The organism is Brucella sp. (genome assembly GCF_032066345.1).
GTDB lineage: Bacteria > Pseudomonadota > Alphaproteobacteria > Rhizobiales > Rhizobiaceae > Brucella > Brucella pseudogrignonensis.
The window spans coordinates 14,004-38,420 of the sequence record NZ_DAMBKZ010000019.1; the positions used below are offsets into that span (position 1 = coordinate 14,004).

Sequence of the window (24,417 nt, forward strand, 5' to 3'; positions counted from 1 at the left end):
ATTACACCTTTTCGACTTCAGGACGGCCAAGAATGCCGGACGGCATGAAGATGAGTACGATGGCAAGGATCGAGAACGCGGCAACATCCTTGTAATCGATCGAGAAATAAGCCGACCACAATGCTTCAATGAGACCGATGAGCAAGCCACCAACCACTGCACCCGGCAGCGAGCCAATCCCACCCAGAACGGCCGCCGTAAACGCCTTGACGCCAGGGATGAACCCGTCAGCAAAGGAAATAACGCCGTAGAAGGAGAGGTAAAGCGTACCGGCAACGGCCGCCAACATGGCACCCATCACGAAGGTCAGCGAAATAACGCGGTCGACATTGATGCCAAGAAGCGCGGCCATCTTGCGGTCCTGCTCGCAGGCACGCTGCGCACGACCAAGCGATGTTCGATTGACGATATACCAGAATATCGTCAGCAGCACCGCCGTCACCACGATGACCACGATCTGCTTGAGCGAGATCGTCACGTTGGTTCCGAAGATATTGTAGGAGCCAGTCAGGAGCTGAGGCACCGGCTTGTTGCGCGGACCCTGCGTAACCTGAACGAAGTTCGACAATGCAATCGACATACCGATCGCTGTGATCAGCGGCGCGAGACGGAACGATCCACGCAGCGGCCGATAAGCAGCCCGCTCAATCGTCCAGCTCCAGAGCCCCGTCAGAAGCATTGCAACAACCATCATCAGCAGAAGCATGAGCGCAATTGGCAGCGCTCCGATGAATGTTGTGATGATTAGAAAAACAATCAGCGCCATAAAGGCGCCGAGCATAAAGACATCGCCATGTGCAAAGTTGATCATGCCGATAATGCCGTAGACCATCGTATAGCCGATGGCGATCAGGCCATAGATCGATCCGAGCGCGAGCCCGTTGATCACCTGCTGGAAGAAATATTCCATCGAGAAGCCACCCATTTAACTCTACCCGGTATTATTGCCGCATCATTATTTCGTGCGACTTCTGTTTATTCCCGGATAATTACACCTAACGGCTGTATAAAGGAATGCAAGCCCCTTTTGTCTCAGACAAAAGACTAATGACTTCATTCCTCCACAAACTAGTTATGTCCCCTAAAAAGGGCCCTGTATATATACTTTTCTCCTAATTCGGGCCCGTTATTCCATAATTTCCCCAACGCGTCACAGACAAAAAATAGGGAGCGTCTCCCTATTTTTGCCTACCGTACCCGTTTTACGCAACAGTGAATCCGTGTGCAAACGGATCACGGTCATCAATGAAGATCGTATTGTAGCCCGTCATGCGTGCCCAACCGGCAATTGAAGGGATAATTCCGGTGCCGCCAGCGACCTCCACGGCGCGTTCAACACGGCCATGAAACAGCGAACCAATGATGGATTCATGCACGAAATCATCACCCGGTTTCAGCTTTCCTTTGGCCGCAAGCTGCGCCATACGGGCAGAAGTGCCGGTTCCACAAGGCGAACGGTCGATTGCCTTGTCGCCATAGAAAACGGCATTGCGCGCATGAGCTTCAGGATGTGTCGGCTCGCCGGTCCAGAGAATATGCGTCAGACGATTAATGTCTGGAAGGTCTGGATGCTGGAATTTATATTTCTCATTCAGGCGTTGACGAAGCACCGGACTCCAGGCAATTAGCTGCAGCGCGGAATAATCTTTCATGTCGCTGTAATTTTCTTGCGGCTCTACGATTGCGTAGAAGTTTCCGCCATATGCAACATCGACTTTAATTGGTCCGAGATCAGGGCATTCCACTTCCAATCCTTCGGCATAAAGGAAGGCTGGAACGTTGGTCAGCCGCACGCGGTCGACATATTGACCATTCTGCTCATATTCGATTGCCACCAGACCGGCAGGCGTATCGAGGTTGAGCTTTCCGGGTGTCTTTGGCGTTACAAGCCCTTGCTCGATAGCCATTGTCACAGTGCCGATTGTGCCATGACCGCACATTGGCAGACAGCCGGATGTTTCAATAAACAACACAGCTACATCGCAATCCGGACGTGTCGGTGGATAAAGAATGGAGCCGGACATCATGTCATGACCACGCGGTTCGAACATCAGACCCGTGCGGATCCAGTCATACTCACGCAAGAAATGTGCGCGCTTTTCCATCATGTTCGAACCTTCAAGGTTCGGGCCACCGCCAGCAACCAGACGCACTGGATTGCCGCAGGTATGTCCGTCGACGCAGAAAAATGAATGTCTTGCCATGATGGTCAGTTCCGAAAACGTTGTGGCTTGAAAGGTTCGATATCGACAGCCGGCGCAGAACCCGTGATCAGGTCACAGATAATCCTGCCTGTCGCCGCTGATTGTGTGAGGCCAAGATGGCCATGGCCGAAGCCGTAATAGATATTTCCGCCTGCAGAGGCACGACCGATAACGGGCATAGAGTCTGGCATAGACGGTCGATACCCCATCCATTGCCGCCCACCCTCAATCTTCAATCCCGGCAGGAACATGGAGGCCTTTTTCAGCATTGCAGCTGAACGGGCATAATTGGGCGGCAACTGAAGGCCACCAAACTCCACCGCACCACCTACACGCAAGCCAGTCGCCATCGGCGTGATTACAAAACCATGGCCTGGGAAAGTCAGCTGGCGCTTAACATCAAAACTGCCAACCGGAAGCGTCGTGTTATAGCCACGCTCCGTATCGAGCGGCACTGCATCGCCAAATCCTTGCGCAAGATTCTTTGACCAGGCTCCAGCCATCAGCACCAGATGCGCAGCCCTTATCTCGGTGCCGTCCTCCAGATGAACCGTCGCACCGCCATGTTGGCTGGCGGCATGTTTCACTTTCGCATGAAGGAAACGCGCACCTTTGCTTTCAGCATATGCCCAGATAGCCTGACCGAAGAGCTTCGGATCACTGACATTCTTCCAGCCCGGAACAAACGTGCCAGCCACAAAGCGAGGGTCAAGCCCGGGCTGCAGTTCCTTCAAGCGGCTTCCACGCACATGCTCATAAGCGATACCGGCCTTTGCCTTTGCATCCCAACCGGGTTGCGACGCAGCAAGTTCGGCTTCACTTTCATAAAGCTCCAGATTGCCATCTTCCTGCAAACGGTCGCGTAAGCCCGCTCTATCGATCAGTCCCAGCATCTCGCGTTGCGCAAGCTGCATCATATTGCCCTGGGCAACCGTGGTCTTCTCGAGAGCTTCCGCGCTGCTTGCGCGCCAGAAGCGATAAAGCCAAGGAATCATCTTTGGAAAGTAAGAGGGGCGGATCGTGAAAGGTCCGAGCGGGTCCATAAGCCAGCCCGGAACCTTGCCCATAACACCTTTGGAAGCCATTGGCAGTATGTCGGAGAAGGCGAGTGCCGCCGCATTCCCTGAACTCGTTTCTTCGCAAATCCCGCTTCGATCAATCACAAGAACTTCGCGCCCTGATTCGGCAAGAAGTGCTGCCGTAGCCACGCCGACAATGCCGCCACCAATAATGACGATGTCGCGCTGCCTACTGGGATCAAATTTCATTTATGCGCGGCTCCCGACCGGTCTTGTATATTCGCCTTAGCTTATAAGGCTGACGTAAGTTCACGCCAGCTGCACTGGTTTTGTCCATCCATTTTTTGGAATGACACCATGCAAAAAGCCCGTTATCGATGATATTCGCACAACGCCTGCATTGTTATTATTTTTTAACGGCGCACCGCCCATCATTGATATATCAGAGATATATCTGTAGGGTCAAAAGATGTCAATCGCATAGTATGAGGCTTCAATCTGCATGGAACATGCAAGGGTCCACGAGAAAGTTGCAAAAGGCAGCGCAGCGCTGACAGATAGCTGGGGCAGTGAAAGCCTTGCCGAGCAAGCTTATCGTTTGCTGGAGCGCTCGATCGTAACGCTTGAACTGGAACCTGGCTCAGTCGTCAATGAGCGCACATTGATTGAACTGACAGGAATGGGCCGCACGCCGATCCGCGAAGCCATACAACGGCTCGCCTGGGAAGGGCTTGTCGAAGTCCGCCCGCGTTCCGGCATCGCCATCACGCAGATCGATCCCAAGGATTTCTCAAAAGTGCTCGATGCCCGGGAAGGTGTCGAGCGTGTTTTGGCGCGTGATGCCGCACGCTTTGGCACTCCGCGCGACTACGAACGCTTACAAGCGGCAGCCGACGCAATGCGCGAGGCTATTCCGTCAGAAGATGTTTCGCTGTTTTTAGATGCGGATAAGGCCTTCGACATCGTGCTCGGCTCAGCTGCCAGTAATCCCTATGCCACACGTCTTGCGGCACCGCTGCAAACCCACAGCCGTCGATTCTGGTTCAGACTACGCCCATCAACCGGCATCACCGGTTCTGCCAATGCCCATGCTACGCTGATCGAAGCAATCATTTCCCGCGAACCAGACCGGGCGAGCGACACGGCTAGCGAGCTAATGTCCTATCTGCGAACGCTGGCACCATAAGCCTATAGTTCTCAGGCAGCGCCCAAGGCGTTTCGCGCATGGGCCACTGCGTCCATGTCCACTGTTGTGGTTGATCTTGTATCGAAAATAAGACCATCATCCGTACCGATATCATTTACGGCTCTCGCATAAAAATGCCGGGAGCCGTGACTCATATCGAGTGTCTGAACTGAAGCGATAGAAAGAATGGCCAAAAGGCCCAAAACTGCCTGCGACGAATAACGCATCTCCAACGCTCCGCCTTGAAATTTGACGGATGAAATTAAGCGCTAGCTGATGTTCGAATGATGGCAAAGTTCAGCTTTAGAGGTGACGGCAATTCACAAAACTGAGAGCGACAACTGCGTTAATGCGCTTTGTTCATCGAGTCGGACATTTTGCGCATAACTTTTAGAGCCACAGTTAGCTCTTCGTCGCTAACACCTTCAAGCAGATCAGCACGCACATCGCCAGCAAGCTTCACCACCTGCTCTGCCAGAGACTTGCCTTCTTCTGTCATCACAATACGCTTGGCACGACGATCGCCTTCGACCGCCTGACGTTCGACAAAAGACTGGCGTTCCAGACCGTCGATCAGGCGAACCATGGTCGCGTTCTCGATCTCGAGCACTTCCGCTAGTTCTTTCTGATAGAGGCCTTCCTGCTCAATCAATGTGAGAAGGGTGCGCGCACGCGCCAGCGTCAGGCCGCGTTCTTTAACCCGAGCATCAAATAGTGTCCGCAGTCTACGATTGACCTTCGCCATGGCATCGATCATTTCCGCGCTGAGATCTGCTCTGCTCATAATGAAAGCCTTATATTAGTGACCTAACAATTAACTAATGAGATAAATGGCCAACACACGGTTTTCAAGCGATCATACCAAACTCACGCAAGCGTGATGGTATAAGCACGGTCAGTCGCCCAGTTGACCGATAATTTCCCGCTCACAGTAGAGTTCAAAAAAGAAAAGCGGGCCGAAGCCCGCTTTCTTATACATTCGCTTGGGGTAGCCGAAGCCTAACCTTTTCAGGCCGGAAGGACCGTACCCTGCAGCGTCATCAGCTGGTGCAGGAAAATCTCTGCCTTCGTGCGATGTTCGTTCGTCGAAGCATCTTCAAGATGCTTGCGAGCAATTTCGATGCGCTTCTGAATATCAGCGGGATCGACGTCATCAACATGCGTGGCGGATTCCGCGAGAATGGTGCAGCCCTGCGGGGTAATGTCGGCAAAGCCGCCAAAAACCACATAGGCGTCAGACTTGCCGTCGCCCAGCTTCACCGAAACGACACCCGGCATGATCGTCGTCATCAGCGGCGAATGACCTGCGAGAGCCGTCAGGTAGCCTTCACTGCCCGGAATGACGACTTCCGTCACCTGTGCGGAAAGCAGGAGGCGTTCTGGCGACACGAGTTCGAATTGGAAAGCTTGAGCCATGGTTCTCACTTAAATTTCTAGAGCTTGATCCCGAATGCAAACCGGCTTCCGGAAAAGATCATACTCAAACAAATGAACAGGCATTTTCGGCGGGCATGAGAGCCCGCCGAAAACTCAATTCATTAAGCGGCTTCAGCAGCCAGCTTCTTCGCCTTTTCGATCGCTTCTTCAATCGATCCAACCATGTAGAAGGCTGGTTCTGGAAGATGATCGTATTCACCTGCGCAAAGGCCCTTGAAGCCCTTGATGGTGTCGGCGAGGTCAACCAGCTTGCCTGGCGAACCGGTGAACACTTCAGCAACGAAGAACGGCTGCGACAGGAAGCGTTCGATCTTACGAGCGCGCGCAACGGTCAGCTTATCTTCTTCCGACAGTTCGTCCATGCCGAGGATGGCGATGATGTCCTGAAGCGACTTGTAGCGCTGCAGGATCGACTGAACCTGACGGGCAACATTGTAGTGTTCTTCACCGACGATCATTGGATCGAGCATACGCGAAGTGGATTCCAGAGGATCCACAGCAGGGTAAATACCCTTTTCAGCGATCGAACGGTTCAGCGTGGTGGTCGCATCCAAGTGAGCGAACGACGTTGCCGGTGCAGGGTCGGTCAAATCGTCGGCAGGAACGTAAATTGCCTGAACCGAAGTAATCGAACCCTTGGTCGTCGTGGTGATGCGTTCCTGCATCGCGCCCATGTCGGTTGCCAGCGTTGGCTGATAACCCACAGCGGAAGGAATACGGCCCAGAAGTGCCGAAAGTTCCGAACCAGCCTGCGTGAAGCGGAAGATGTTGTCCACGAAGAACAGAACGTCCTGGCCCTTGTCACGGAAGTTTTCAGCAACCGTCAGACCCGACAGAGCAACGCGAGCGCGCGCACCCGGAGGCTCGTTCATCTGACCGTAAACAAGTGCGGCCTTCGAGCCTTCACCGCCACCGAGCTTATTAACGCCCGATTCGATCATTTCGTGGTAAAGGTCGTTACCTTCACGGGTACGTTCACCAACGCCTGCGAATACGGAGTAACCACCGTGCGCCTTAGCAACGTTGTTGATCAGTTCCATGATGAGAACGGTCTTGCCAACGCCTGCACCGCCGAACAGACCAATCTTACCACCCTTTGCGTAAGGAGCGAGAAGGTCAACAACCTTGATGCCCGTTACGAGGATTTCAGCTTCGGTCGACTGTTCGATGTACTCAGGAGCTTCCTGGTGAATCGCGCGACGTGCAGTGGTCTTGATCGGACCTGCTTCGTCAACTGGCTCACCAATAACGTTCATGATACGGCCAAGCGTTTCTTCGCCAACCGGAACCATGATCGGGTTGCCTGTGTCGCGTACTTCGTGACCACGGACGAGACCTTCGGTCGAGTCCATAGCAATCGTGCGAACGGTGTTTTCGCCCAGGTGCTGTGCAACTTCAAGAACCAGACGGTTGCCGAGGTTGTCGGTTTCCAGAGCGTTGAGGATCAGCGGGAGCTGACCGTCTTCGAACTGTACGTCGACAACAGCGCCGATGACCTGAGTGATCTTGCCTACTGCACCGGTCGTTGCTGCCTTAGGAGCTGCGTCAGCCTTAGCGGCGGCCGCCTTAGCTGGAGCAGTCTTGGCTGGAGCCTTCTTGGCTGGAGCCTTGGCCGCAGCTGGCTTCGCTTCGGCCGCGGCGGTAGTTTTCGGGGTCGCTGCTTTTGCCATCGATCCTTTTACCTTCCGATTAGAGCGCTTCCGCGCCCGAAATGATTTCGATCAGTTCCTTGGTGATCTGAGCCTGACGCTGACGGTTATACGTGATCGACAACTTGTTGATCATGTCACCGGCGTTACGCGTCGCATTGTCCATTGCGCTCATCTTCGCGCCCATTTCGCCCGCCACATTTTCCAGCAGAGCGCGGAAAATCTGGACCGAAATATTGCGCGGGATCAGCGTGCTCAGGATCGCCGCAGGATCAGGTTCGTACTCATAAATCGCATCGCCTGCAGTATCCGCCTGCTCAGCATTTCCAGCCGAAGCCGGAATGATCTGCTGTGCGGTCGGAATCTGTGCGATCACCGACTTGAACTCGGAATAGAACAGCGTGCAGACATCAAATGCGCCCTGTTCAAACAGTTCAATGATCTTGTGGCCGATCTGGTCGGCATGCACAAAAGCAAGCTGTTTGACTTCACGCAGATTGACATGGTCAATGATCAACGAAGCAAATTCACGACGCAGAATGTCTGCACCTTTTTTACCGATCGTCAGAATCTTGACTGTCTTGCCTTCAGCGAGGAGCTTGCGGGCATGATCACGCGCATAACGCGCAATCTGCGAGTTGAAACCGCCGCAAAGGCCACGTTCTGCAGTAGCGACGACGAGCAGATGCACGTCGTCCTTACCTGTACCAGCCATCAAAGCCGGTGCATCTTCACCGCTCACGTTCTGCGCGATGTTAGCGAGAACGGCGCCCATGCGCTGCGAATAAGGCCGTGCAGCCTCCGCAGCTTCCTGGGCACGGCGCAGCTTCGCCGCGGCGACCATCTGCATCGCCTTGGTGATTTTCTGCGTCGCCTTGACCGAGGCGATACGGTTTCTCAGATCCTTTAGTGAAGGCATCCGTTCATCCCGTCACAAAGTTCAAGCAAAAGACTTGGCGAACGCGTCGACCGCTGCCTTGAGCTTTGCTTTGATGTTGTCGGTGAGTGCCTTTTCGTCGCGGATCGCGTCGAGAACATCCTTGTGCTCGGTGCGCAGCGAAGAAAGAAGACCTGCTTCGAACTTGCCAACCTGGTTGACGGCGATCTTATCGAGATAGCCATTCACGCCAGCGTAAATCACGGCAACCTGTTCTTCCGTCTTAAGCGGCGAGAACTGTGGCTGCTTGAGAAGTTCGGTCAGACGTGCACCGCGGTTAAGCAGACGCTGAGTCGAAGCATCAAGATCCGAACCGAACTGAGCAAATGCTGCCATTTCACGATACTGGGCGAGTTCACCCTTAATCGAACCGGCAACCTGCTTCATGGCCTTGATCTGAGCGGACGAACCAACGCGGGAAACCGACAGACCGACGTTAACAGCCGGACGGATACCCTGATAGAACAGGTTGGTTTCGAGGAAGATCTGGCCGTCGGTGATCGAGATCACGTTGGTCGGAATAAACGCGGAAACGTCGTTGCCCTGCGTTTCGATGACTGGCAGAGCCGTCAGCGAACCAGCGCCGTTTTCGTCGTTAAGCTTTGCAGCGCGCTCAAGAAGACGTGAGTGCAGATAGAATACGTCGCCTGGGTAAGCTTCACGGCCCGGAGGACGACGAAGCAGAAGCGACATCTGACGATAAGCAACAGCCTGCTTGGAAAGATCGTCATAGCCGATCAGAGCGTGCTGGCCATTGTCACGGAAATATTCGCCGATAGCGCAGCCTGCAAATGGTGCAAGGTACTGCATCGGAGCCGGATCGGAAGCGGTAGCCGCGATCACGACGGAATATTCGAGAGCGCCGCGTTCTTCGAGAACCTTAACGAACTGAGCAACAGTCGAACGCTTCTGGCCGATAGCAACGTAAACGCAATAAAGCTTTTCGCTGTCTGGGCCGTTGTCGTGGATTGGCTTCTGGTTAAGGAAGGTATCGAGAATGATAGCGGTCTTGCCGGTCTGACGGTCACCGATGACCAGCTCGCGCTGACCACGACCAACAGGGATCAGAGCGTCAACAGCCTTGAGGCCGGTCGACATTGGCTCATGAACCGACTTACGCGGAATGATGCCCGGTGCCTTGACGTCGACGCGGCGACGCTCAGTAGCAACGATTGGGCCCTTGCCGTCGATTGGATTGCCGAGAGCATCGACAACGCGGCCGAGCAGGCCTGGACCGACTGGAACGTCAACGATCGCGCCGGTACGCTTGACGACGTCGCCTTCCTTGATGTCACGGTCGGCACCGAAAATAACCACACCGACATTGTCGGTTTCAAGGTTAAGCGCCATGCCGCGAATACCACCAGGGAATTCGACCATTTCGCCAGCCTGAACATTGTCCAGACCGTAAACGCGGGCGATACCGTCGCCGACGGACAGAACCTGACCGACTTCGGAGACCTCAGCCTCCTTGCCGAAGTTCTTGATTTGCTCTTTCAGGATAGCGGAAATTTCCGCGGCGCGGATGTCCATCAGCCGACCTCTTTCAGTGCAAGCTTGAGAGAAGAAAGTTTAGTGCGAAGGGACGTGTCGATCTGACGCGAACCCATTTTGACGACAAGCCCGCCGAGGATCGAAGGATCTACGGTGACATTGATCGTCACGTCCTTGCCGGCCACGCTCTTCAGCGTTGCCTTCAATTCGTTCTGCTGAGCGCTCGTCAGCTCATGCGCAGAAATAACATCTGCGGAAACTTCGCCGCGATGTTCAGCTGCAATCTCACGGAAAGCGGCGATGATGCCCGGCAGCGCAAACAGGCGACGATTAGACGCCACGACGCGCAGGAAATTGCCGACCAGACCTTTGATGCCAGCTTTGTCAGCAATCGCGCCAATGGCGTGAAGCTGGTCTTCAGCATTGAAGACCGGGCTGGAAATCAGACGCTTCAGGTCTTCGCTTCCGCTCAGAAGCGCCTCGAAACGGCCAAGATCTTTTTCCACAGCAGCAACGGATTTTGCATCGAGCGCGAGCTCAAACAACGATCCGGCGTAACGCTGTGCGACACCTGAAATGAGCGAAGACGTTTCTGCCACGAACAACCTGCTCTCTACGTTGAAACCATCTTTTTGGGAGTTCAGCAGGACCAAAAGGCCCAAGCAGATGATTTTATTGAATGTTTCCGGGGAACCCCTGACGCGCGAGCGCGACAACACCGAAATGTGATTGCCGTCTAGCATAGACGAACCGGACTCGCAACACGCGAATCCCGCACTTTTGTGTAAGTTTTGCCGCAATTTTAGGTTAGAAAACTACTAACCAAGCCCACTAATGAAGCAGGATGCTTTTTAGCACGGCAACTTGGCCTCGACTCTCGCCTCCGCCCTGCCCTTACCTGGCTTCTCAGCTGACGAAACCAAAAGCGTAAAGCAAAGGTCCGGCGGCAAGCAAAAATTCGATGATGGCAGCAACGATGTTGTAAAAAGTTGCGCTTTTATCCGACATCATTGAAATGAAGCGGCCGAAGAGCGCAAATCCCCATACGGCACCCAGCACAACCCAGAGAAAAGGTTGTGCGAAGATGAGACAACCGAGCCCGACCCCAAGATAAGGACCGGCCAGAACAGCGCGGATGGAGCTATAAGCTTCCGGACGCGCGTTGATTGGCTGAAAACGCAGCAGCTTCATGGTGATGCCCGGCGCAAAAAGCATGATCAGTCCCGCTAGCGCCGTTACGACCGCAGCACTCCAGGCAAGCCACTCGCCGGTGGTCATGGGGAGATAAAATTCCATTGCGTTTCACCTCTTGGTTTCAAGCGCTATAGCGAAAAACCCGACGCGTTTCCATAGCTTTGGACGCTACAGGAAGCTCTGCGGATCAATATCCACCTGCACCCGGATAGAGCCACGCTCTTTGGGTGCAGCTGCAAGAAGCGCACGGATAAACCCTTGAATATCCGCTCTTTTCGTTCCGTGAACGAGGATGCGGAACCGATGTCTGCCACGCACCAGTGCAAGCGGCGCTTCAGCTGGACCAAGCACCGAAACCTCGGAAGAATGAGGTGCTGCACGCCTTAACGCGCGCGCATGATTTTCAGCATCAGGCCGGTTGTCAGCGGATATAATCAGCGCGGCAAGTCGTCCGAATGGCGGCAGGGCACTTCGTTCGCGCTCTTCGATTTCCCGCGCATAAAACGCTTCCGAATCACCGCTGACGATAGCTCGCATCACCGGATGGTCAGGCTGATAGGTCTGAAGCAAACCAAGGCTCTTGCGGCCTGTTCGGCCTGCGCGGCCTGTCACCTGATTGAGCAGCTGGAAAGTGCGTTCGGCTGCACGCGGATCACCATTGGCAAGCCCGAGATCGGCATCCACAACGCCCACAAGCGTCATGTTTGGGAAGTTATGCCCCTTGGCCACGAGCTGCGTGCCTATGACAATATCCGCCTCACCCTTGGCAATAGCATCCAGTTCAAGCCGAAGACGCTTAACGCCACCCGCCATATCCGACGAAAGAACAATGATTCGCGCGTCCGGGAAGGTTGCAGCCACTTCCTCGGCAATGCGTTCAACACCCGGTCCACAAGCAACCAGATGGTCAAGCGTACCGCATTCCGGGCAAGCTTCCGGCACCGGCTCATGATAGCCGCACTGATGGCACATCAACTGCCCACGAAAACGATGCTCAACCAGCCAGCTTGAACATTGCAGACACTGAAAACGATGACCACAGACGCGGCAAAGCGTGAGCGGCGCGTAGCCCCGCCTGTTGAGAAACAGCAGCGCCTGTTCGCCGCGCTCAACAGTCTTACCCACAGCTTCGGTCAAGGCTGGCGACAAAAACCGTCCCGGCGGAGGCGGAGAGCGCCGCATATCAATAGTCTTCAGTGTCGGAAGTGCCGCTTCCGCGTAGCGACCATAGAGCTTGATTCGCTTGTAGCGCCCCTGATCGGCATTCACCTGACTTTCGATAGAAGGCGTTGCCGATGCCAATATCACTGGAAAACCGCCAATATGGCCACGCACGACCGCCATATCGCGCGCATTATAGAAAACGCGGTCTTCCTGTTTGTAAGCCGGATCATGTTCTTCATCGACCACGATCAGGCCAAGCTCCTTGAACGGCAAAAACAATGCCGAACGAGCACCGGCGACCACACGCACGGTTCCCTCCGCAATCTGCCGCCAGACGCGCTCGCGTGTGCGCGGCGCAAGATCGGAGTGCCACTCGGCAGGCTTTGCCCCGAAGCGATCATGGAAGCGGTCGAGAAACTGTTGTGTCAGCGCAATTTCCGGCAAAAGAATCAGCACCTGCTTGCCCATCTCGAGCGCCTTGGCGACGGCCTCAAAATAGACTTCGGTTTTGCCGGAGCCGGTCACACCATCAAGCAGTGAAACTGAGAAAGAGTCTTCCTCAACCGATTCGGCCAGCATTTCGGCAGCAGCCTGCTGATCCTCCGACAGTGTGGCCCGCGAATAATCCGTATCCGGCGTGGCAACGACAGCAGGCGGCGGAAGCATCACTTCCTCAAACACGCCCTGCGTTTTCAGACCATCCACAACGGTCAGCGAGACACCAGCGGCATGGGCCAACCCAGAGCGGGTCCACGCCAAACCGTCGCGTGCCAGTTCCATCACCCGGGCGCGGGCATCCGTCATGCGCTCCGGCTCGTGACCATTGTAACGAAGCCCCGGTACTTTCGGCTCAGGATCAAAGGCTGCGGGCGCGCGAAGCACCATGCGCGCCACCATTCCGGGCGGCGAAAGCGTATAATCGGCGGCCCAGCGCATGAAACGCAGCATCTGAGCATCCACAGGCGGGCAATCGAAAACTTCAGAAATTGCACGCAACTTCTTGGCGTCAACAGCATCGGTCGCGCCATCACAAACGATTCCCGCAACCTCGCGCGGCCCCAACGGCACGCGCACGATTGAACCGGGCTGGACATGCATTCCCTCCGGCACCATATAAGAATAAGGTCGCTCCGCGGGCATGGGTACAAGCACCGGCACCACACTCGGAGTGGGTTCCGCGAAAAGGCTCAAAATATCGTGCGAATCTTTCGACATGATTGCGTGACCTTGGCGTGGCTTTGCGCTAAAGAAAAGCCACCTTCCGGGAATTAAATGGATTTAGTTTCCCACAACACCCCGCGCTCATTATGGAGGAACGCTGTTATGAAGTTTTTCGTGGACACTGCGGACGTCAAGGAAATCCGCGAACTCAACGACCTCGGACTGGTCGATGGCGTGACCACCAACCCGTCGCTGATCCTCAAGTCTGGCCGCGATATTCTCGAAGTAACAAAAGAAATCTGCTCCTTCGTCAAGGGCCCGGTTTCGGCTGAAGTTGCTGGAACAGAATATGAGCAGATCATGAAGGAAGCTGCCGTCATTGCCAAGATCGCAGACAATATCTGCATCAAGCTGCCACTGACGCTCGATGGCCTCAAGGCTTGTAAGGCACTGACCTCCGATGGTCACAAGACCAACGTGACGCTCTGCTTCTCGGCCAATCAGGCTCTGCTCGCAGCAAAAGCAGGCGCGACCTTCGTATCGCCATTCATCGGCCGCATCGATGACATGGGCGTCAACGGCATGGAACTGATTGCTGAAATCCGTACCATTTTCGACAACTACGATTTCCGCACTGAAATCCTCGCCGCTTCGGTTCGTACCGTAAACCACGTCAAGGAAGCAGCTCTCATCGGCGCCGACGTCGTTACCGCACCTCCGGCAACACTCAAGGCACTCGTCAAGCATCCGCTGACCGACAAGGGCCTCGAAACCTTCCTCGCCGACTGGGCGAAGACCGGCCAGAAAATTGCTTAATCAGTCTACTGATTAGAATGTAAAACGGCGGATCATTGGTCCGCCGTTTTTGTTTATCCAAGTTCAGTTTCGCCATCTTGCTTGGCAACACGGATCGGCCTGCTGCCGCAATATTCCGTAATGGCTTCCGCGAGCCGGGCCGAATGCGTGACCACCCATATCTGACTGCGCTCGGAAGCTCGCGCGATCATCTTCGCAAGCGATGGAATCATGTCAGGATGCAGGCTGGCCTCCGGCTCGTTCAGAGCAATCAAAGGCGGCAGCCGATAGGACAGAAGCGCGCCTGCAAGCGCGAGCAGCCGTATCTGCCCGTCAGATAGCTCACCCGGCCGAAATACGCGTGGCGGAAAGGCCGGAAAATTGAGGCCAAATGTTGCGGTTTCTTCCGGATACGGAATGACCAGCTTGGCACCTTCCAGCGCATCGGCAATCAGATGATCAAGATCGACCGTATCCTGACGGATATGGGCAAGCGTCGCAAAGACCGAAGCCAGATTGCTGCCGTCTTCATCAAGCATCGCAGCGGTTGCGGCAATTGATGGCTGACGCACCGGTGCATCGCGGTCGCTTCTGAAGCCATGATAGAAGCGCCAGCCGCGCATTTGCGCTGCGAGATCACCGATCTCCGGATAATGCCCTGACTGTCCCAAGACGGAGAGACCGCTCTCCGATGTTAAAAGGCGGCTCGGGTGCTCAGTTCGCCGCCCCTCCCCGTCACGCGCAAAAACTGCTGGCCCTTTGCGATCCATCAGGTCAACCGGACGTCGCCCGGTGTCAAGATTGAGCTGCTCTTCCTTGATCTGCGGCTCAAACGGAAAAGCGCCCGATACCGGCGGCGGGAGTCCTGCTTCGACACGATAAGACAGGCGCGAAGCGAGGCGTTCATCTTCAAACTCAGCCTCAAGGATGATTCGCGGCGGTTCATGTTTGCGCCGAGTGCCGCTCCACATGGCAGATTGCATACCGCCTTCGCGCACGATCTCGGTTGAGAATGTGCCTTCTGCAGCAGCTTTCACGAGCTGCAGGGCGCGATAGAGATTGGATTTTCCAGCGCCGTTTTCACCGACAAAGACCGTGACCTGCCCCAGATCAAACCGGACAGACCGAAGCGAGCGATAGCCTTTTGCCGAAAATGAAACGAGCCGCATGATTTCCTCAGCCTAGATAAACGAAAGGCGGCACAAGATGCGCCGCCTTTTCAAACTCAATCAAGCTGACGCGCTCAGAGCTTCGACATCTGTATTGCAAGTGCGAGATAGATCTGCTCGGCCAGTTCTTCAGCTGCACGCTTGGTCGCATCACGCTGCGCGCGCAGGTTGGCGAATTCCTGACGCGGACGGTCGAAAGATGCACCAGCGGTACGTGTGCCGGAAACAAGAGGCTTGCCATCCTTGTCACGCAATACGTAGCTCGACGTAGCCTTCACGATACCAGCGGATGGACGGCCGGTACGGTCGGTCTGATCGCCGATATCGACACTCACGGCATTCAGGGTATTTGCGCTGAGACCAAGGCTGAGACGATAGCTCGGAGTAGCAGGTTCGCCAGCACCACCTCCCAAAAGGAAGATCAGGCGATTACGAACCTGTTGCTGGAACACATTGCCTGCCGGGTCGATGGCAATCGACGCAAGCTTGCTGCGCATATCGGGTGCAGCACTGCCACCGATCGTGCCACCAGCACCACCTGACGAATAAAGCGGATGCACTGTACAGCCTGCAATCAGAACCGCTGCTCCAAGAGCAGCGATTGCGACACGAAAGGCCTTAAATGCTGAAATAAAGCGATCAGGCAACGACATTGACGATCCTTTGCGGAACCACGATGATCTTCTTCGGCGAGCCCCCTTCGAGCGCGGCCTTGACGAAGTCAAGTTCGAGCACCGCCTGCTGGATTGTAGCTTGATCAGCGTCGCGCGCGATTGTCAAATCCCCACGCTTCTTACCGTTGATCTGAACCGGCAGAACGATCTCGTTTTCCACGATCAGAGCCGCATCGAACTTCGGCCATTCTGCGCGGGCGACCAGTGTTTCCTGACCGGCAATCTTGCCACCCAGTTCAATTGCACACTGTTCAGCCAGATGCGGCATCATTGGTGCAAGCATCATAACCAGCATTTCGGTCGCTTCACGCAATGCAGCTTTCAGCTCGTCGTCAGCCTTATCGGCTGCAACCTGCTGCAGTGGCGCTGCAAGCGTGTTGACCAGCTCGTAAAGGCGGGCAACGGCACGGTTGAAGGCGAGCTTTTCGATGTCGTCACCAACAGCCTGTACAGTTTTATGCGCAGCCTTTGATACGGTGAGCGCATCGCCCTGTGTGCCAGCCTTCGGCGCTACATCCTTCAAGCCAGCAGCAGCTTCCGAAACCAGGCGCCAGACGCGCTGTACGAAACGATGCGCGCCTTCGGCACCGGCTTCCGTCCAGATGACGTCGCGTTCCGGCGGGCTGTCTGACAGCATGAACCAGCGCGCAGTATCTGCGCCGTAAGACGAGATAATGTCGTCAGGATCGACCACATTCTTCTTCGACTTCGACATTTTTTCAATCGAACCGATTTCGACCGGTGCGCCGCCTTCGATGAGCGTTGCGACGCGCTTGCCGTCAACGTCTTCGATGCGGATATCGGCAGGTGCAACCCACTGACCATCGGCCTTATAGGTTTCATGCACCACCATGCCCTGCGTAAACAGGCCCTTGAATGGTTCATCGATACCGACATGGCCTGCCACTTTCATGGCGCGGGTGAAGAAGCGCGAATAGAGCAGATGCAGGATCGCGTGCTCAACACCACCGATATACTGATCGACAGGCAACCAGCGATCAGCAATCGCACGATCTGTCGGCTCGTTTTCCCACGGCGCGGTGAAGCGCGTGTAATACCAGGACGAATCGACGAACGTATCCATCGTGTCCGTTTCGCGACGAGCTTCGCCACCGCATTTCGGGCACTTCACATGACGCCAAGTCGCATGACGGTCGAGCGGATTGCCCGGGCGGTCAAACTCGACATCATCCGGCAGCTTGACTGGAAGATCGGCACGCGGCACCGGATTGACGCCACAGCTTTCGCAATGGATCATCGGGATCGGACAACCCCAGTAACGCTGACGCGAAATACCCCAGTCACGCAGACGGAACTGAACTTTGCGTTCAGCCTGCGGGCGGCCATCAAGCTCGGTCTTTTCCAGACGCTCCGCCACTTCGGCAAAAGCTGCTTCAGGCGTCATGCCGTCGAGGAAGCGCGAATTGATCATCACGCCATCGTCGGTAAAGGCCGTTTCGCCCACACTGAAGCTTGCAGCGTCCTCGCCCTTCGGCAGAACAACCGGCGTAACTTTCAGCGAATATTTATTGGCAAAATCCAGATCGCGCTGATCATGTGCAGGACAGCCGAAGACAGCGCCTGTGCCATATTCCATCAACACGAAATTGGCGACATAGAGCGGCAGTTCCCAATTCTCATCGAACGGGTGCTTGACCTTGATGCCGGTATCGAAGCCCTTCTTTTCAGCGGTTTCAAGCGCTGCGAGCGACGTGCCATGCTGATGGCACTCATCGATGAAGCCGGTGAGCGAGGCATTGTTTTCTGCAAGCTTCTTCGCCAGTGGGTGATCGGCAGAGATGGCCACGAAAGCCGCGCCGAACAGTGTGTCCGGACGGGTCGTGTAAACTTCAACTTCTGAGAAGCCAGCAGGTGCGGTCGACGCATTCAGCGCAAAACGAACCTGCAAGCCTTCCGACTTGCCGATCCAGTTCTTCTGCATGACGCGGACTTTTTCCGGCCACTGGTCAAGCGTGTCGAGACCAGCCAGCAGATCTTCGCTGAAATCGGTGATTTTGAAGAACCACTGTGTCAGCTCGCGCTGTTCGACCAGCGCACCAGAGCGCCAGCCGCGACCATCCACCACCTGCTCATTGGCAAGCACCGTGTTGTCGACCGGGTCCCAGTTGACCTTGGACGTCTTACGCGTCACCAGACCTTTTTCAAACAGATCGATGAACAGCATCTGCTGACGATGGTAATACTCGACATCGCAGGTCGCAAATTCACGCGACCAGTCGAGTGACAGGCCCATGGATTTCAGCTGACGCTTCATCGTGTCGATGTTCTGGTAAGTCCATTCCTTCGGATGCACCTTGTTCTGCATCGCCGCGTTTTCCGCAGGCATACCGAACGCATCCCAGCCCATCGGATGAAGCACGTTGAAACCCTTGGCGCGCTTGTAGCGGGCAACAACGTCACCCATCGCATAGTTGCGCACATGACCCATGTGAATGCGCCCTGATGGATAAGGGAACATTTCTAGGACGTAGTACTTCTCGCGGGGATCGCTGTTGTCGGTTTCGAAAGTCTGGTTTTCTTCCCAGATTTTCTGCCAATGAGCTTCCGCCACACGCGGATTATAACGTTCGGATGCCATGAGCGTATTTACTCGTACGAAGGTGATGCAATAAGGAGAGTCGATATTTAATGGCGACCTTCACCACGTATTGGCGAGAGCGTCAACCTTTTGCGGACTTAAAAGCCTGAAAGCGAGAATTCCATGTCAGATATTGGGTCAGATATTGGTGCGAACCTGAACACGGTCAAGACCGCGATTGCCAATGCAGAAAAAGAAGCGCTGCGCAAAAAGGGCTCCGTAACACTGGTGGCGGTTTCAAAAACCTTCGAAGCCGATGAAATTCGCCCGGCACTTGATCTCGGCCAGCGGGTCTTTGGTGAAAACCGCGTTCAGGAAGCTCAAGCCAAGTGGCCCGGCTTACGCGAAGCCTATTCGGGCATCGAGCTGCATCTGATCGGACCGTTGCAATCCAACAAGGCAGCAGACGCCGTGGCCCTCTTCGACGTCATCGAAACCGTCGACCGCGAAAAGATCGCCGCCGCCTTAGCCGCCGAGATCAAAAAGCAGGGCAAAAGCCCGAAGCTCTATGTGCAGGTCAATACCGGCCTTGAAGAACAAAAGGCTGGCATCCCGCCAAAAGAAGCAGTCAGCTTTGTCGAACGCTGCCGCACCGAACATGGCCTCTCCATCGAAGGCCTGATGTGCATCCCGCCTGCAGATGAAAATCCGGGGCCGCATTTTGCACTGCTTGAAAAGCTTGCCCGCGCCGCAGGCGTTGAAAAGCTCTCCATGGGCATGTCGGGTGATTATGAAACCGCTATCGGTTTCGGCGCAACTTCAGTGCGCGTGGGATCGGCGATTTTCGGCAGCAGAAGCTATTCGCCTTCTGCTTGAGGCCGTGAAGGCTGACGGTGCGCGCGCACCTTCTCAATAAGCTTGGTGTAAATCCAGGCCAGAATGATTGCGACCACGCACCCGAGCGCTATCTCGATGAGCCGCGATAGTGCGAGCAGAAGCTCTTCATTGCGCGTTTGAGCAAAGCGTCCCGCATCCATCACAATCACCACGGTTGCGGGCGCCAGACGCCAATTGACCGGATAACGGTCGATCATCAGGATCACGAAGACGGTTAATGCTGCTCCAAACAGACTGGCAACCGGCGAATATCCCACGAGCCAGATCGTGATCATACCGATCATGCATCCCACTGCCGTATTGATGGCGCGTGCTTGCGAAAGCGCAAGCGTGGTGCGGACATCGGGATCGGAAATGATGAGAACGGTAATCACCGCCCATATCGGGTGCTCAATCCCCGCCCATTGCAATCCAAACCAGCAGATCAGACAGCCAAGCAATGTCTTGGAGGCGTAGAGCAGCGCTTTTTCCGGGTGAGAAAGATGCACAAACGCCATTTGATGAGCCTTAATCCTCGCTGAAATCCGACCATGATGCCGATCATAGAGGAGCTTCGTTCAATGCAAAAGCATCTCTCCCTGCAAATGTTTCCAGTCAGACGGACCAAGCAGCTTGCAGTGAACATAGACCACTGAATGCAGCGGACCGTCGATCTTCTCCTTCCAGAACTCGATGAAGTGGTGCAGCACGGGAAAATCTGGCGCAATATCATAATCCTGCCAGACAAAGAGCTGCAACAGATGCGGATGATCGGGCATGTGGTAGAAAAGCTTTGCCGTTGTCAGACCGTAACCGGCAAGCTGGAGCTCAAATGCCGACTTCGCACCGAGGGCTGGCTTTGAATTAAAAGCGGATGTCGTCATAGCGATTTCCCCTTTTTATAGGGAGCCTATTGTGAACATTGAGAGGCTCCGACAATAATTATACTCGTCAAAAATAGTTTTTAAATAGTAAAAACAATATGTTAGCACCATATCAAGATGAGTGCTGCCACGTTGATCATATTTTTGTGCTGCGTCACTCTGGACCATAGTCGATCCCAATGTCTAATTTACGTTTAGCCAGACGGAATGTAGATGAGTCTGGCGATAGCTTCGCCCCGATGCGAGCTATCGATTACGGCGGGAGGATCGCCGTACAGCAAGGAGGATGACATGTCGGAAAAGCTTTACCCTGTTCTGCCGGGGGCAAAGAAGAACACGCTCATAGACAACGAGAAGTATCTCGAATGGTACAATGAGAGCGTGACCGACCCGGATGGATTCTGGGCCAAGCACGGCCGACGGATTGATTGGTTCAAACCCTTCACCAAAGTCAAGAACACCGATTTCAACGGCGACGTTTCGATCAAGTGGTATGAGGATGGCGTCACTAACGTCTCCTACAACTGTATCGACCGTCATCTGAAAAGCCGTGGCGATAAGGTTGCGATCATCTGGGAAGGTGACAATCCCTATATCGACAAGAAGATCACCTATCGCGAGCTGCATGAAAATGTCTGCCGCCTTGCCAATGTGTTGAAGAAGCATGGCGTAAAGAAAGGTGATCGCGTCACCATCTATCTGCCGATGATCCCGGAAGCAGCTTACGCAATGCTCGCCTGCGCCCGTATTGGTGCGGTGCATTCCGTCGTCTTCGCTGGCTTCTCGCCGGAAGCGCTGGCTGGTCGTATCGTTGACTGCGAATCCACTTTCGTCATCACTGCGGATGAAGGCGTGCGCGGCGGCAAGCCGGTTCCACTGAAAGAAAACACCGATACCGCTATCGACATCGCTGCCAAGCAATATGTTATGGTCAACAAGGTTTTGACCGTGCGCCGTACTGGCGGCAAGGTCAGCTGGGGACCGGGCCGCGATCTCTGGTATCATCAGGAAGTCGCAAGCGTCGAACCGACCTGTGAACCGGAACCAATGAACGCGGAAGATCCGCTGTTCATCCTCTACACTTCCGGCTCAACCGGCAAGCCAAAGGGTGTGCTGCACACCACCGGCGGCTATCTCGTCTACGCTTCGATGACCCATCAATATGTCTTCGACTATCATGATGGCGACATCTACTGGTGTACCGCGGATGTGGGCTGGGTCACAGGCCATTCCTATATCGTCTACGGACCGCTGGCCAACGGCGCCACCACACTGATGTTTGAAGGTGTGCCGAACTTCCCCGATCAGGGTCGTTTCTGGGAAGTGGTGGACAAGCACCACGTCAACATCTTCTACACCGCACCAACGGCGATCCGCGCATTGATGGGCGCTGGCGACGAATTCGTCACCCGCTCATCGCGTTCAACGCTGCGCCTTCTCGGCTCGGTCGGCGAACCGATCAACCCGGAAGCTTGGGAATGGTATTACAACGTGGTCGGCGATCAGCATTCGCCAATCGTTGATACATGGTGGCAGACGGAAACCGGCGGTATTCTGATCACGCCTTTACCAGGCGCAACTGACCTCAAGCCAGGCTCTGCGACGCGTCCATTCTTTGGCGTGAAGCCGCAGCTGGTGGACAATGAAGGCGCGATTGTCGAAGGTGCGACCGACGGCAATCTCTGCATCATCGATAGCTGGCCGGGCCAGATGCGTACCCTTTACGGCGATCACAAGCGCTTCATCGAAGCATACTTCTCCACCTATAAGGGCAAGTATTTCACCGGCGACGGCTGCCGCCGTGATGAAGACGGTTACTACTGGATCACAGGCCGCGTCGATGACGTGCTCAATATTTCCGGCCATCGTCTTGGCACAGCCGAAATCGAGTCGGCACTCGTCTCGCATCACTCGGTTTCGGAAGCCGCTGTTGTTGGCTACCCGCACCCGATCAAGGGACAGGGCATCTATTGCTATGTCACACTGATGACCGGCGAAGCCGTGCAGGACGAAGACGCTCTGCGCAAAGAGTTGGTAAGTCATGTGCGTAAGGAAATCGGCCCGATTGCAACGCCGGACAAAATCCAGTTCTCGCCCGGCCTGCCAAAGACCCGCTCCGGCAAGATCATGCGCCGTATCCTGCGAAAGATCGCTGAAGACGAGTTCGGCTCACTGGGCGATACGTCGACACTTGCCGATCCGGGCGTCGTGGACGATCTGATCGAAAACCGCCAGAACAAGAAGTAATAAAAAGCCCCGGGAAACCGGGGCTTTTTATTTCAACCAAAGACTAGGTTGCCGATATCTAGCTCATAGATTTTTCTCGCAGCCAATGCCGAGATTGGATTTGCCAACGGCCGCACATCTGAAAGCTCCCATGCAAACCACCCATCTTCAAAAGACGAAGCGCAGGCAGCCGCTAGGTCGTCTAGCGTAAATGGACGAACATGCACAATTTTCACAACCGCCAGCGCATAGCCATCTGGGTCAACGCTGATCATATCGCCCAAGAAGAATTTATTCTCTACGATTAGAATATCTTCATGGGGAGTAAGATCAGGAACCCACTTTCTCACTTCAAGCGTCTTCTCGCCTGAAGCGATTTTACTGCCACTCGGAGCGACTATGGAAATTGCCTTGATTTTCACAATGCACGCCCCGAACAGCTCAAAAATCTATCGTGCGCCCTTTAATCTCCCAGTCGCCAAAGCGCGCAGGATCTTTGCCGCCGCGACCGCCAATTTCACGCGGTAGCTTTTCGGCATTTTCACTCGCGCGGCGCTCTTCCGCTTCTTTCAGCGCGCGCTGGGCAGCCGGTGGCAAATCTTCAAACTTGCGTGGTTCGGCATTATCGTCGTTTGCGGGTTCGTTGAACTTATCGGTCATCTGTTTGCGATCCGTTATTAGAGCCCATTATTGAAGATCAGGCATTTCATACCCATCATATAGTTAAACCTGACGGGGAAGCAAAACCCCGATTAAGTAAACTGTTGCTGAACCGGAGACCTATACGCATGAATATGACGAAAACTGCCATGCTGATTGCTCTCATGACAGTCATGTTCATGAGCATCGGCTATTTGCTGGGCGGCGGCGGCGGCATGATGATCGCGCTGGTGGTCGCTGTTGCGATGAACCTGTTTGGTTACTGGAATTCCGACAAGATGGTGCTGCGCATGTACAATGCGCAGGAAGTCGATGAGCGTTCCGGCTCCAATTATTATCGTATGGTCAGGGGGCTTGCTGCCAATGCGGGCCTACCTATGCCAAAGGTCTATATTATCCACGAAGACCAGCCCAATGCCTTTGCAACGGGCCGAAATCCGGAAAATGCTGCCGTTGCAGCCACAACCGGCCTTCTCAATCGCCTGACACCGGAAGAAGTTGCGGGCGTGATGGCACATGAGCTGGCGCATGTTCAGAACCGCGATACGCTGACCATGACAATCGTGGCCACACTTGCCGGTGCCATTTCCATGCTCGGCAATTTCGCATTTTTCCTTGGTGGAAACCGTGAAAACGGCAATGGGATTATCGGCGTTATCGGTACAATTCTTGCAATGATCGTGGCTCCTTTTGCGGCGATGATCGTGCAGATGGCGGTGAGCCGTACCCGCGAATATGCTGCCGACCGTCGCGGTGCTGAAATCTGCGGCAACCCGCTCTGGCTCTCATCCGCCCTTGGCAAGATCGCCCGTGGCGCTAAGTCTGTTGTCAATGAGGAAGCCGAGCACAACCCGGCAACCGCCCATATGTTTATCATCAACCCGCTGAGCGGACGTGGTGCTGACAACCTGTTTTCGACGCATCCAGACACGGATAATCGTATTCAAGCGCTTGAACAGATGGCTGCAGAAATGGGCATTCGTTCAGCCGGAATGACGCAGCGCAACACAGCCCCTGCACAAAACAGTGGTCCTTGGGGACAAACTAGTGGTAATGCAGACAAAAATAACAGTGGTGGTTCCGGTTCCAATTCTGGCTACCGAGGCCCGTGGTCGTAGAAACGCATCCCAAGCGTTAGATAAAGTAGAA

General features: G+C 54.8%; 24 protein-coding genes. 5 read left to right on the top strand and 19 right to left on the bottom strand.

The window, feature by feature from the left end; translation table 11 throughout:
• Position 1 precedes the first annotated feature (1 nt).
• The 3 genes from RT142_RS19315 to RT142_RS19325 form a co-directional block, all read right to left on the bottom strand.
• Positions 2-910, bottom strand: coding sequence for a branched-chain amino acid ABC transporter permease (locus RT142_RS19315; protein ID WP_007876804.1), 909 nt, complete (start codon positions 908-910; stop codon positions 2-4).
• A 292-nt stretch (positions 911-1,202) separates the two neighbouring features.
• Entirely contained in the window at positions 1,203-2,204 is a 1,002-nt protein-coding gene (locus RT142_RS19320) for a 4-hydroxyproline epimerase (protein WP_105518947.1), read from the bottom strand.
• Positions 2,205-2,209: 5 nt separating this feature from the next.
• Complete coding sequence (locus RT142_RS19325) at positions 2,210-3,472, bottom strand: FAD-binding oxidoreductase (RefSeq protein WP_313030806.1); 1,263 nt, start codon at positions 3,470-3,472, stop codon at positions 2,210-2,212.
• Between the two features lie 253 nt (positions 3,473-3,725).
• On the opposite strand from RT142_RS19325, the gene RT142_RS19330 reads away from it, so the two are divergent.
• A complete protein-coding gene (locus RT142_RS19330; RefSeq protein ID WP_007876810.1) occupies positions 3,726-4,409 on the top strand; it encodes a GntR family transcriptional regulator in 684 nt (227 codons plus the stop codon).
• Positions 4,410-4,420: 11 nt separating this feature from the next.
• Here the strand turns inward: RT142_RS19330 and RT142_RS19335 are convergent, their stop codons facing one another.
• From RT142_RS19335 to RT142_RS19375, 9 genes are all read right to left on the bottom strand, one after another.
• Complete coding sequence (locus tag RT142_RS19335) at positions 4,421-4,636, bottom strand: hypothetical protein (protein WP_007876811.1); 216 nt, start codon at positions 4,634-4,636, stop codon at positions 4,421-4,423.
• A gap of 119 nt (positions 4,637-4,755) precedes the next feature.
• On the bottom strand, positions 4,756-5,193 hold the full coding sequence (locus tag RT142_RS19340) for a MarR family winged helix-turn-helix transcriptional regulator (protein WP_007876813.1): 438 nt from the start codon (positions 5,191-5,193) through the stop codon (positions 4,756-4,758).
• A 224-nt stretch (positions 5,194-5,417) separates the two neighbouring features.
• Positions 5,418-5,825, bottom strand: coding sequence for a F0F1 ATP synthase subunit epsilon (locus RT142_RS19345; protein ID WP_007876815.1), 408 nt, complete (start codon positions 5,823-5,825; stop codon positions 5,418-5,420).
• A gap of 122 nt (positions 5,826-5,947) precedes the next feature.
• Positions 5,948-7,516: a F0F1 ATP synthase subunit beta gene (gene atpD, locus RT142_RS19350; RefSeq protein WP_007876816.1), complete on the bottom strand. Its 1,569-nt coding sequence runs from the start codon at positions 7,514-7,516 to the stop codon at positions 5,948-5,950.
• Positions 7,517-7,535: 19 nt separating this feature from the next.
• Positions 7,536-8,414, bottom strand: coding sequence for a F0F1 ATP synthase subunit gamma (locus RT142_RS19355; protein WP_007876818.1), 879 nt, complete (start codon positions 8,412-8,414; stop codon positions 7,536-7,538).
• A gap of 21 nt (positions 8,415-8,435) precedes the next feature.
• Positions 8,436-9,965, bottom strand: coding sequence for a F0F1 ATP synthase subunit alpha (gene atpA / locus RT142_RS19360; RefSeq protein ID WP_007876822.1), 1,530 nt, complete (start codon positions 9,963-9,965; stop codon positions 8,436-8,438).
• The gene (locus tag RT142_RS19365) at positions 9,965-10,525 is read right to left on the bottom strand and encodes a F0F1 ATP synthase subunit delta (protein ID WP_007876824.1); all 561 of its coding nucleotides are present in this window, start codon (positions 10,523-10,525) and stop codon (positions 9,965-9,967) included. The genes atpA and RT142_RS19365 overlap by 1 nt, the downstream gene beginning before the upstream one ends.
• A gap of 307 nt (positions 10,526-10,832) precedes the next feature.
• Complete coding sequence (locus RT142_RS19370; RefSeq protein WP_112808196.1) at positions 10,833-11,222, bottom strand: DUF4345 family protein; 390 nt, start codon at positions 11,220-11,222, stop codon at positions 10,833-10,835.
• Positions 11,223-11,288: 66 nt separating this feature from the next.
• Entirely contained in the window at positions 11,289-13,499 is a 2,211-nt protein-coding gene (locus tag RT142_RS19375; protein ID WP_112808198.1) for a primosomal protein N', read from the bottom strand.
• 108 nt (positions 13,500-13,607) lie between these two features.
• Here RT142_RS19375 and fsa point away from each other — a divergent pair, with 108 nt between their 5' ends.
• Complete coding sequence (gene fsa, locus RT142_RS19380; protein ID WP_007876832.1) at positions 13,608-14,261, top strand: fructose-6-phosphate aldolase; 654 nt, start codon at positions 13,608-13,610, stop codon at positions 14,259-14,261.
• 53 nt (positions 14,262-14,314) lie between these two features.
• On the opposite strand, the gene RT142_RS19385 is transcribed toward fsa, so the two are convergent.
• The 3 genes from RT142_RS19385 to leuS form a co-directional block, all read right to left on the bottom strand.
• Positions 14,315-15,409 (bottom strand): AAA family ATPase, encoded by a 1,095-nt coding sequence (locus RT142_RS19385; protein ID WP_112808200.1) that lies wholly within the window; start codon positions 15,407-15,409, stop codon positions 14,315-14,317.
• A gap of 74 nt (positions 15,410-15,483) precedes the next feature.
• Complete coding sequence (gene lptE / locus RT142_RS19390; RefSeq protein ID WP_313030819.1) at positions 15,484-16,062, bottom strand: LPS assembly lipoprotein LptE; 579 nt, start codon at positions 16,060-16,062, stop codon at positions 15,484-15,486.
• Positions 16,049-18,682, bottom strand: coding sequence for a leucine--tRNA ligase (gene leuS / locus RT142_RS19395; RefSeq protein ID WP_105518952.1), 2,634 nt, complete (start codon positions 18,680-18,682; stop codon positions 16,049-16,051). Before leuS ends, lptE begins: the two co-directional genes overlap by 14 nt.
• 123 nt (positions 18,683-18,805) lie before the next feature.
• On the opposite strand from leuS, the gene RT142_RS19400 reads away from it, so the two are divergent.
• A complete protein-coding gene (locus RT142_RS19400; RefSeq protein WP_112808204.1) occupies positions 18,806-19,498 on the top strand; it encodes a YggS family pyridoxal phosphate-dependent enzyme in 693 nt (230 codons plus the stop codon).
• Here the strand turns inward: RT142_RS19400 and RT142_RS19405 are convergent.
• Together RT142_RS19405 and RT142_RS19410 are read right to left on the bottom strand one after the other, a co-directional pair.
• Positions 19,480-20,016 carry an FUSC family protein gene (locus RT142_RS19405; protein ID WP_112808206.1) on the bottom strand — a complete coding sequence of 179 codons (537 nt, stop codon included), beginning with the start codon at positions 20,014-20,016 and terminating at the stop codon, positions 19,480-19,482. The genes RT142_RS19400 and RT142_RS19405 overlap by 19 nt on opposite strands.
• Positions 20,017-20,076: 60 nt before the next feature.
• Positions 20,077-20,382: an usg protein gene (locus tag RT142_RS19410; protein WP_007876843.1), complete on the bottom strand. Its 306-nt coding sequence runs from the start codon at positions 20,380-20,382 to the stop codon at positions 20,077-20,079.
• Between the two features lie 291 nt (positions 20,383-20,673).
• On the opposite strand from RT142_RS19410, the gene acs reads away from it, so the two are divergent.
• Entirely contained in the window at positions 20,674-22,629 is a 1,956-nt protein-coding gene (gene acs, locus RT142_RS19415; protein ID WP_064321095.1) for an acetate--CoA ligase, read from the top strand.
• A gap of 32 nt (positions 22,630-22,661) precedes the next feature.
• Here acs and RT142_RS19420 read toward each other — a convergent pair whose 3' ends face one another.
• Positions 22,662-23,030: an ASCH domain-containing protein gene (locus tag RT142_RS19420; RefSeq protein ID WP_064321096.1), complete on the bottom strand. Its 369-nt coding sequence runs from the start codon at positions 23,028-23,030 to the stop codon at positions 22,662-22,664.
• Positions 23,031-23,049: 19 nt separating this feature from the next.
• Positions 23,050-23,268 (bottom strand): DUF1674 domain-containing protein, encoded by a 219-nt coding sequence (locus RT142_RS19425; protein ID WP_007876846.1) that lies wholly within the window; start codon positions 23,266-23,268, stop codon positions 23,050-23,052.
• Positions 23,269-23,396: 128 nt separating this feature from the next.
• Between RT142_RS19425 and htpX the strand changes: the two genes are divergently transcribed.
• Positions 23,397-24,386 (top strand): zinc metalloprotease HtpX, encoded by a 990-nt coding sequence (gene htpX / locus RT142_RS19430; RefSeq protein WP_313030826.1) that lies wholly within the window; start codon positions 23,397-23,399, stop codon positions 24,384-24,386.
• Positions 24,387-24,417: the final 31 nt, after the last annotated feature.

Coding starts and splice junctions, on each gene's coding strand:
- htpX (WP_313030826.1), top strand. CDS start 23,397: ATGAATATGACGAAAACTGCCATGCTGATTGCTCTCATGACAGTCATG.
- RT142_RS19315 (WP_007876804.1), bottom strand. CDS start 910: ATGGAATATTTCTTCCAGCAGGTGATCAACGGGCTCGCGCTCGGATCG.
- RT142_RS19405 (WP_112808206.1), bottom strand. CDS start 20,016: ATGGCGTTTGTGCATCTTTCTCACCCGGAAAAAGCGCTGCTCTACGCC.
- RT142_RS19345 (WP_007876815.1), bottom strand. CDS start 5,825: ATGGCTCAAGCTTTCCAATTCGAACTCGTGTCGCCAGAACGCCTCCTG.
- RT142_RS19330 (WP_007876810.1), top strand. CDS start 3,726: ATGGAACATGCAAGGGTCCACGAGAAAGTTGCAAAAGGCAGCGCAGCG.
- fsa (WP_007876832.1), top strand. CDS start 13,608: ATGAAGTTTTTCGTGGACACTGCGGACGTCAAGGAAATCCGCGAACTC.
- RT142_RS19325 (WP_313030806.1), bottom strand. CDS start 3,472: ATGAAATTTGATCCCAGTAGGCAGCGCGACATCGTCATTATTGGTGGC.
- RT142_RS19320 (WP_105518947.1), bottom strand. CDS start 2,204: ATGGCAAGACATTCATTTTTCTGCGTCGACGGACATACCTGCGGCAAT.
- leuS (WP_105518952.1), bottom strand. CDS start 18,682: ATGGCATCCGAACGTTATAATCCGCGTGTGGCGGAAGCTCATTGGCAG.
- RT142_RS19410 (WP_007876843.1), bottom strand. CDS start 20,382: ATGACGACATCCGCTTTTAATTCAAAGCCAGCCCTCGGTGCGAAGTCG.
- atpD (WP_007876816.1), bottom strand. CDS start 7,516: ATGGCAAAAGCAGCGACCCCGAAAACTACCGCCGCGGCCGAAGCGAAG.
- RT142_RS19385 (WP_112808200.1), bottom strand. CDS start 15,409: ATGCGGCTCGTTTCATTTTCGGCAAAAGGCTATCGCTCGCTTCGGTCT.
- RT142_RS19355 (WP_007876818.1), bottom strand. CDS start 8,414: ATGCCTTCACTAAAGGATCTGAGAAACCGTATCGCCTCGGTCAAGGCG.
- RT142_RS19375 (WP_112808198.1), bottom strand. CDS start 13,499: ATGTCGAAAGATTCGCACGATATTTTGAGCCTTTTCGCGGAACCCACT.
- RT142_RS19425 (WP_007876846.1), bottom strand. CDS start 23,268: ATGACCGATAAGTTCAACGAACCCGCAAACGACGATAATGCCGAACCA.
- RT142_RS19400 (WP_112808204.1), top strand. CDS start 18,806: ATGTCAGATATTGGGTCAGATATTGGTGCGAACCTGAACACGGTCAAG.
- RT142_RS19335 (WP_007876811.1), bottom strand. CDS start 4,636: ATGCGTTATTCGTCGCAGGCAGTTTTGGGCCTTTTGGCCATTCTTTCT.
- acs (WP_064321095.1), top strand. CDS start 20,674: ATGTCGGAAAAGCTTTACCCTGTTCTGCCGGGGGCAAAGAAGAACACG.
- lptE (WP_313030819.1), bottom strand. CDS start 16,062: ATGTCGTTGCCTGATCGCTTTATTTCAGCATTTAAGGCCTTTCGTGTC.
- RT142_RS19370 (WP_112808196.1), bottom strand. CDS start 11,222: ATGGAATTTTATCTCCCCATGACCACCGGCGAGTGGCTTGCCTGGAGT.
- atpA (WP_007876822.1), bottom strand. CDS start 9,965: ATGGACATCCGCGCCGCGGAAATTTCCGCTATCCTGAAAGAGCAAATC.
- RT142_RS19340 (WP_007876813.1), bottom strand. CDS start 5,193: ATGAGCAGAGCAGATCTCAGCGCGGAAATGATCGATGCCATGGCGAAG.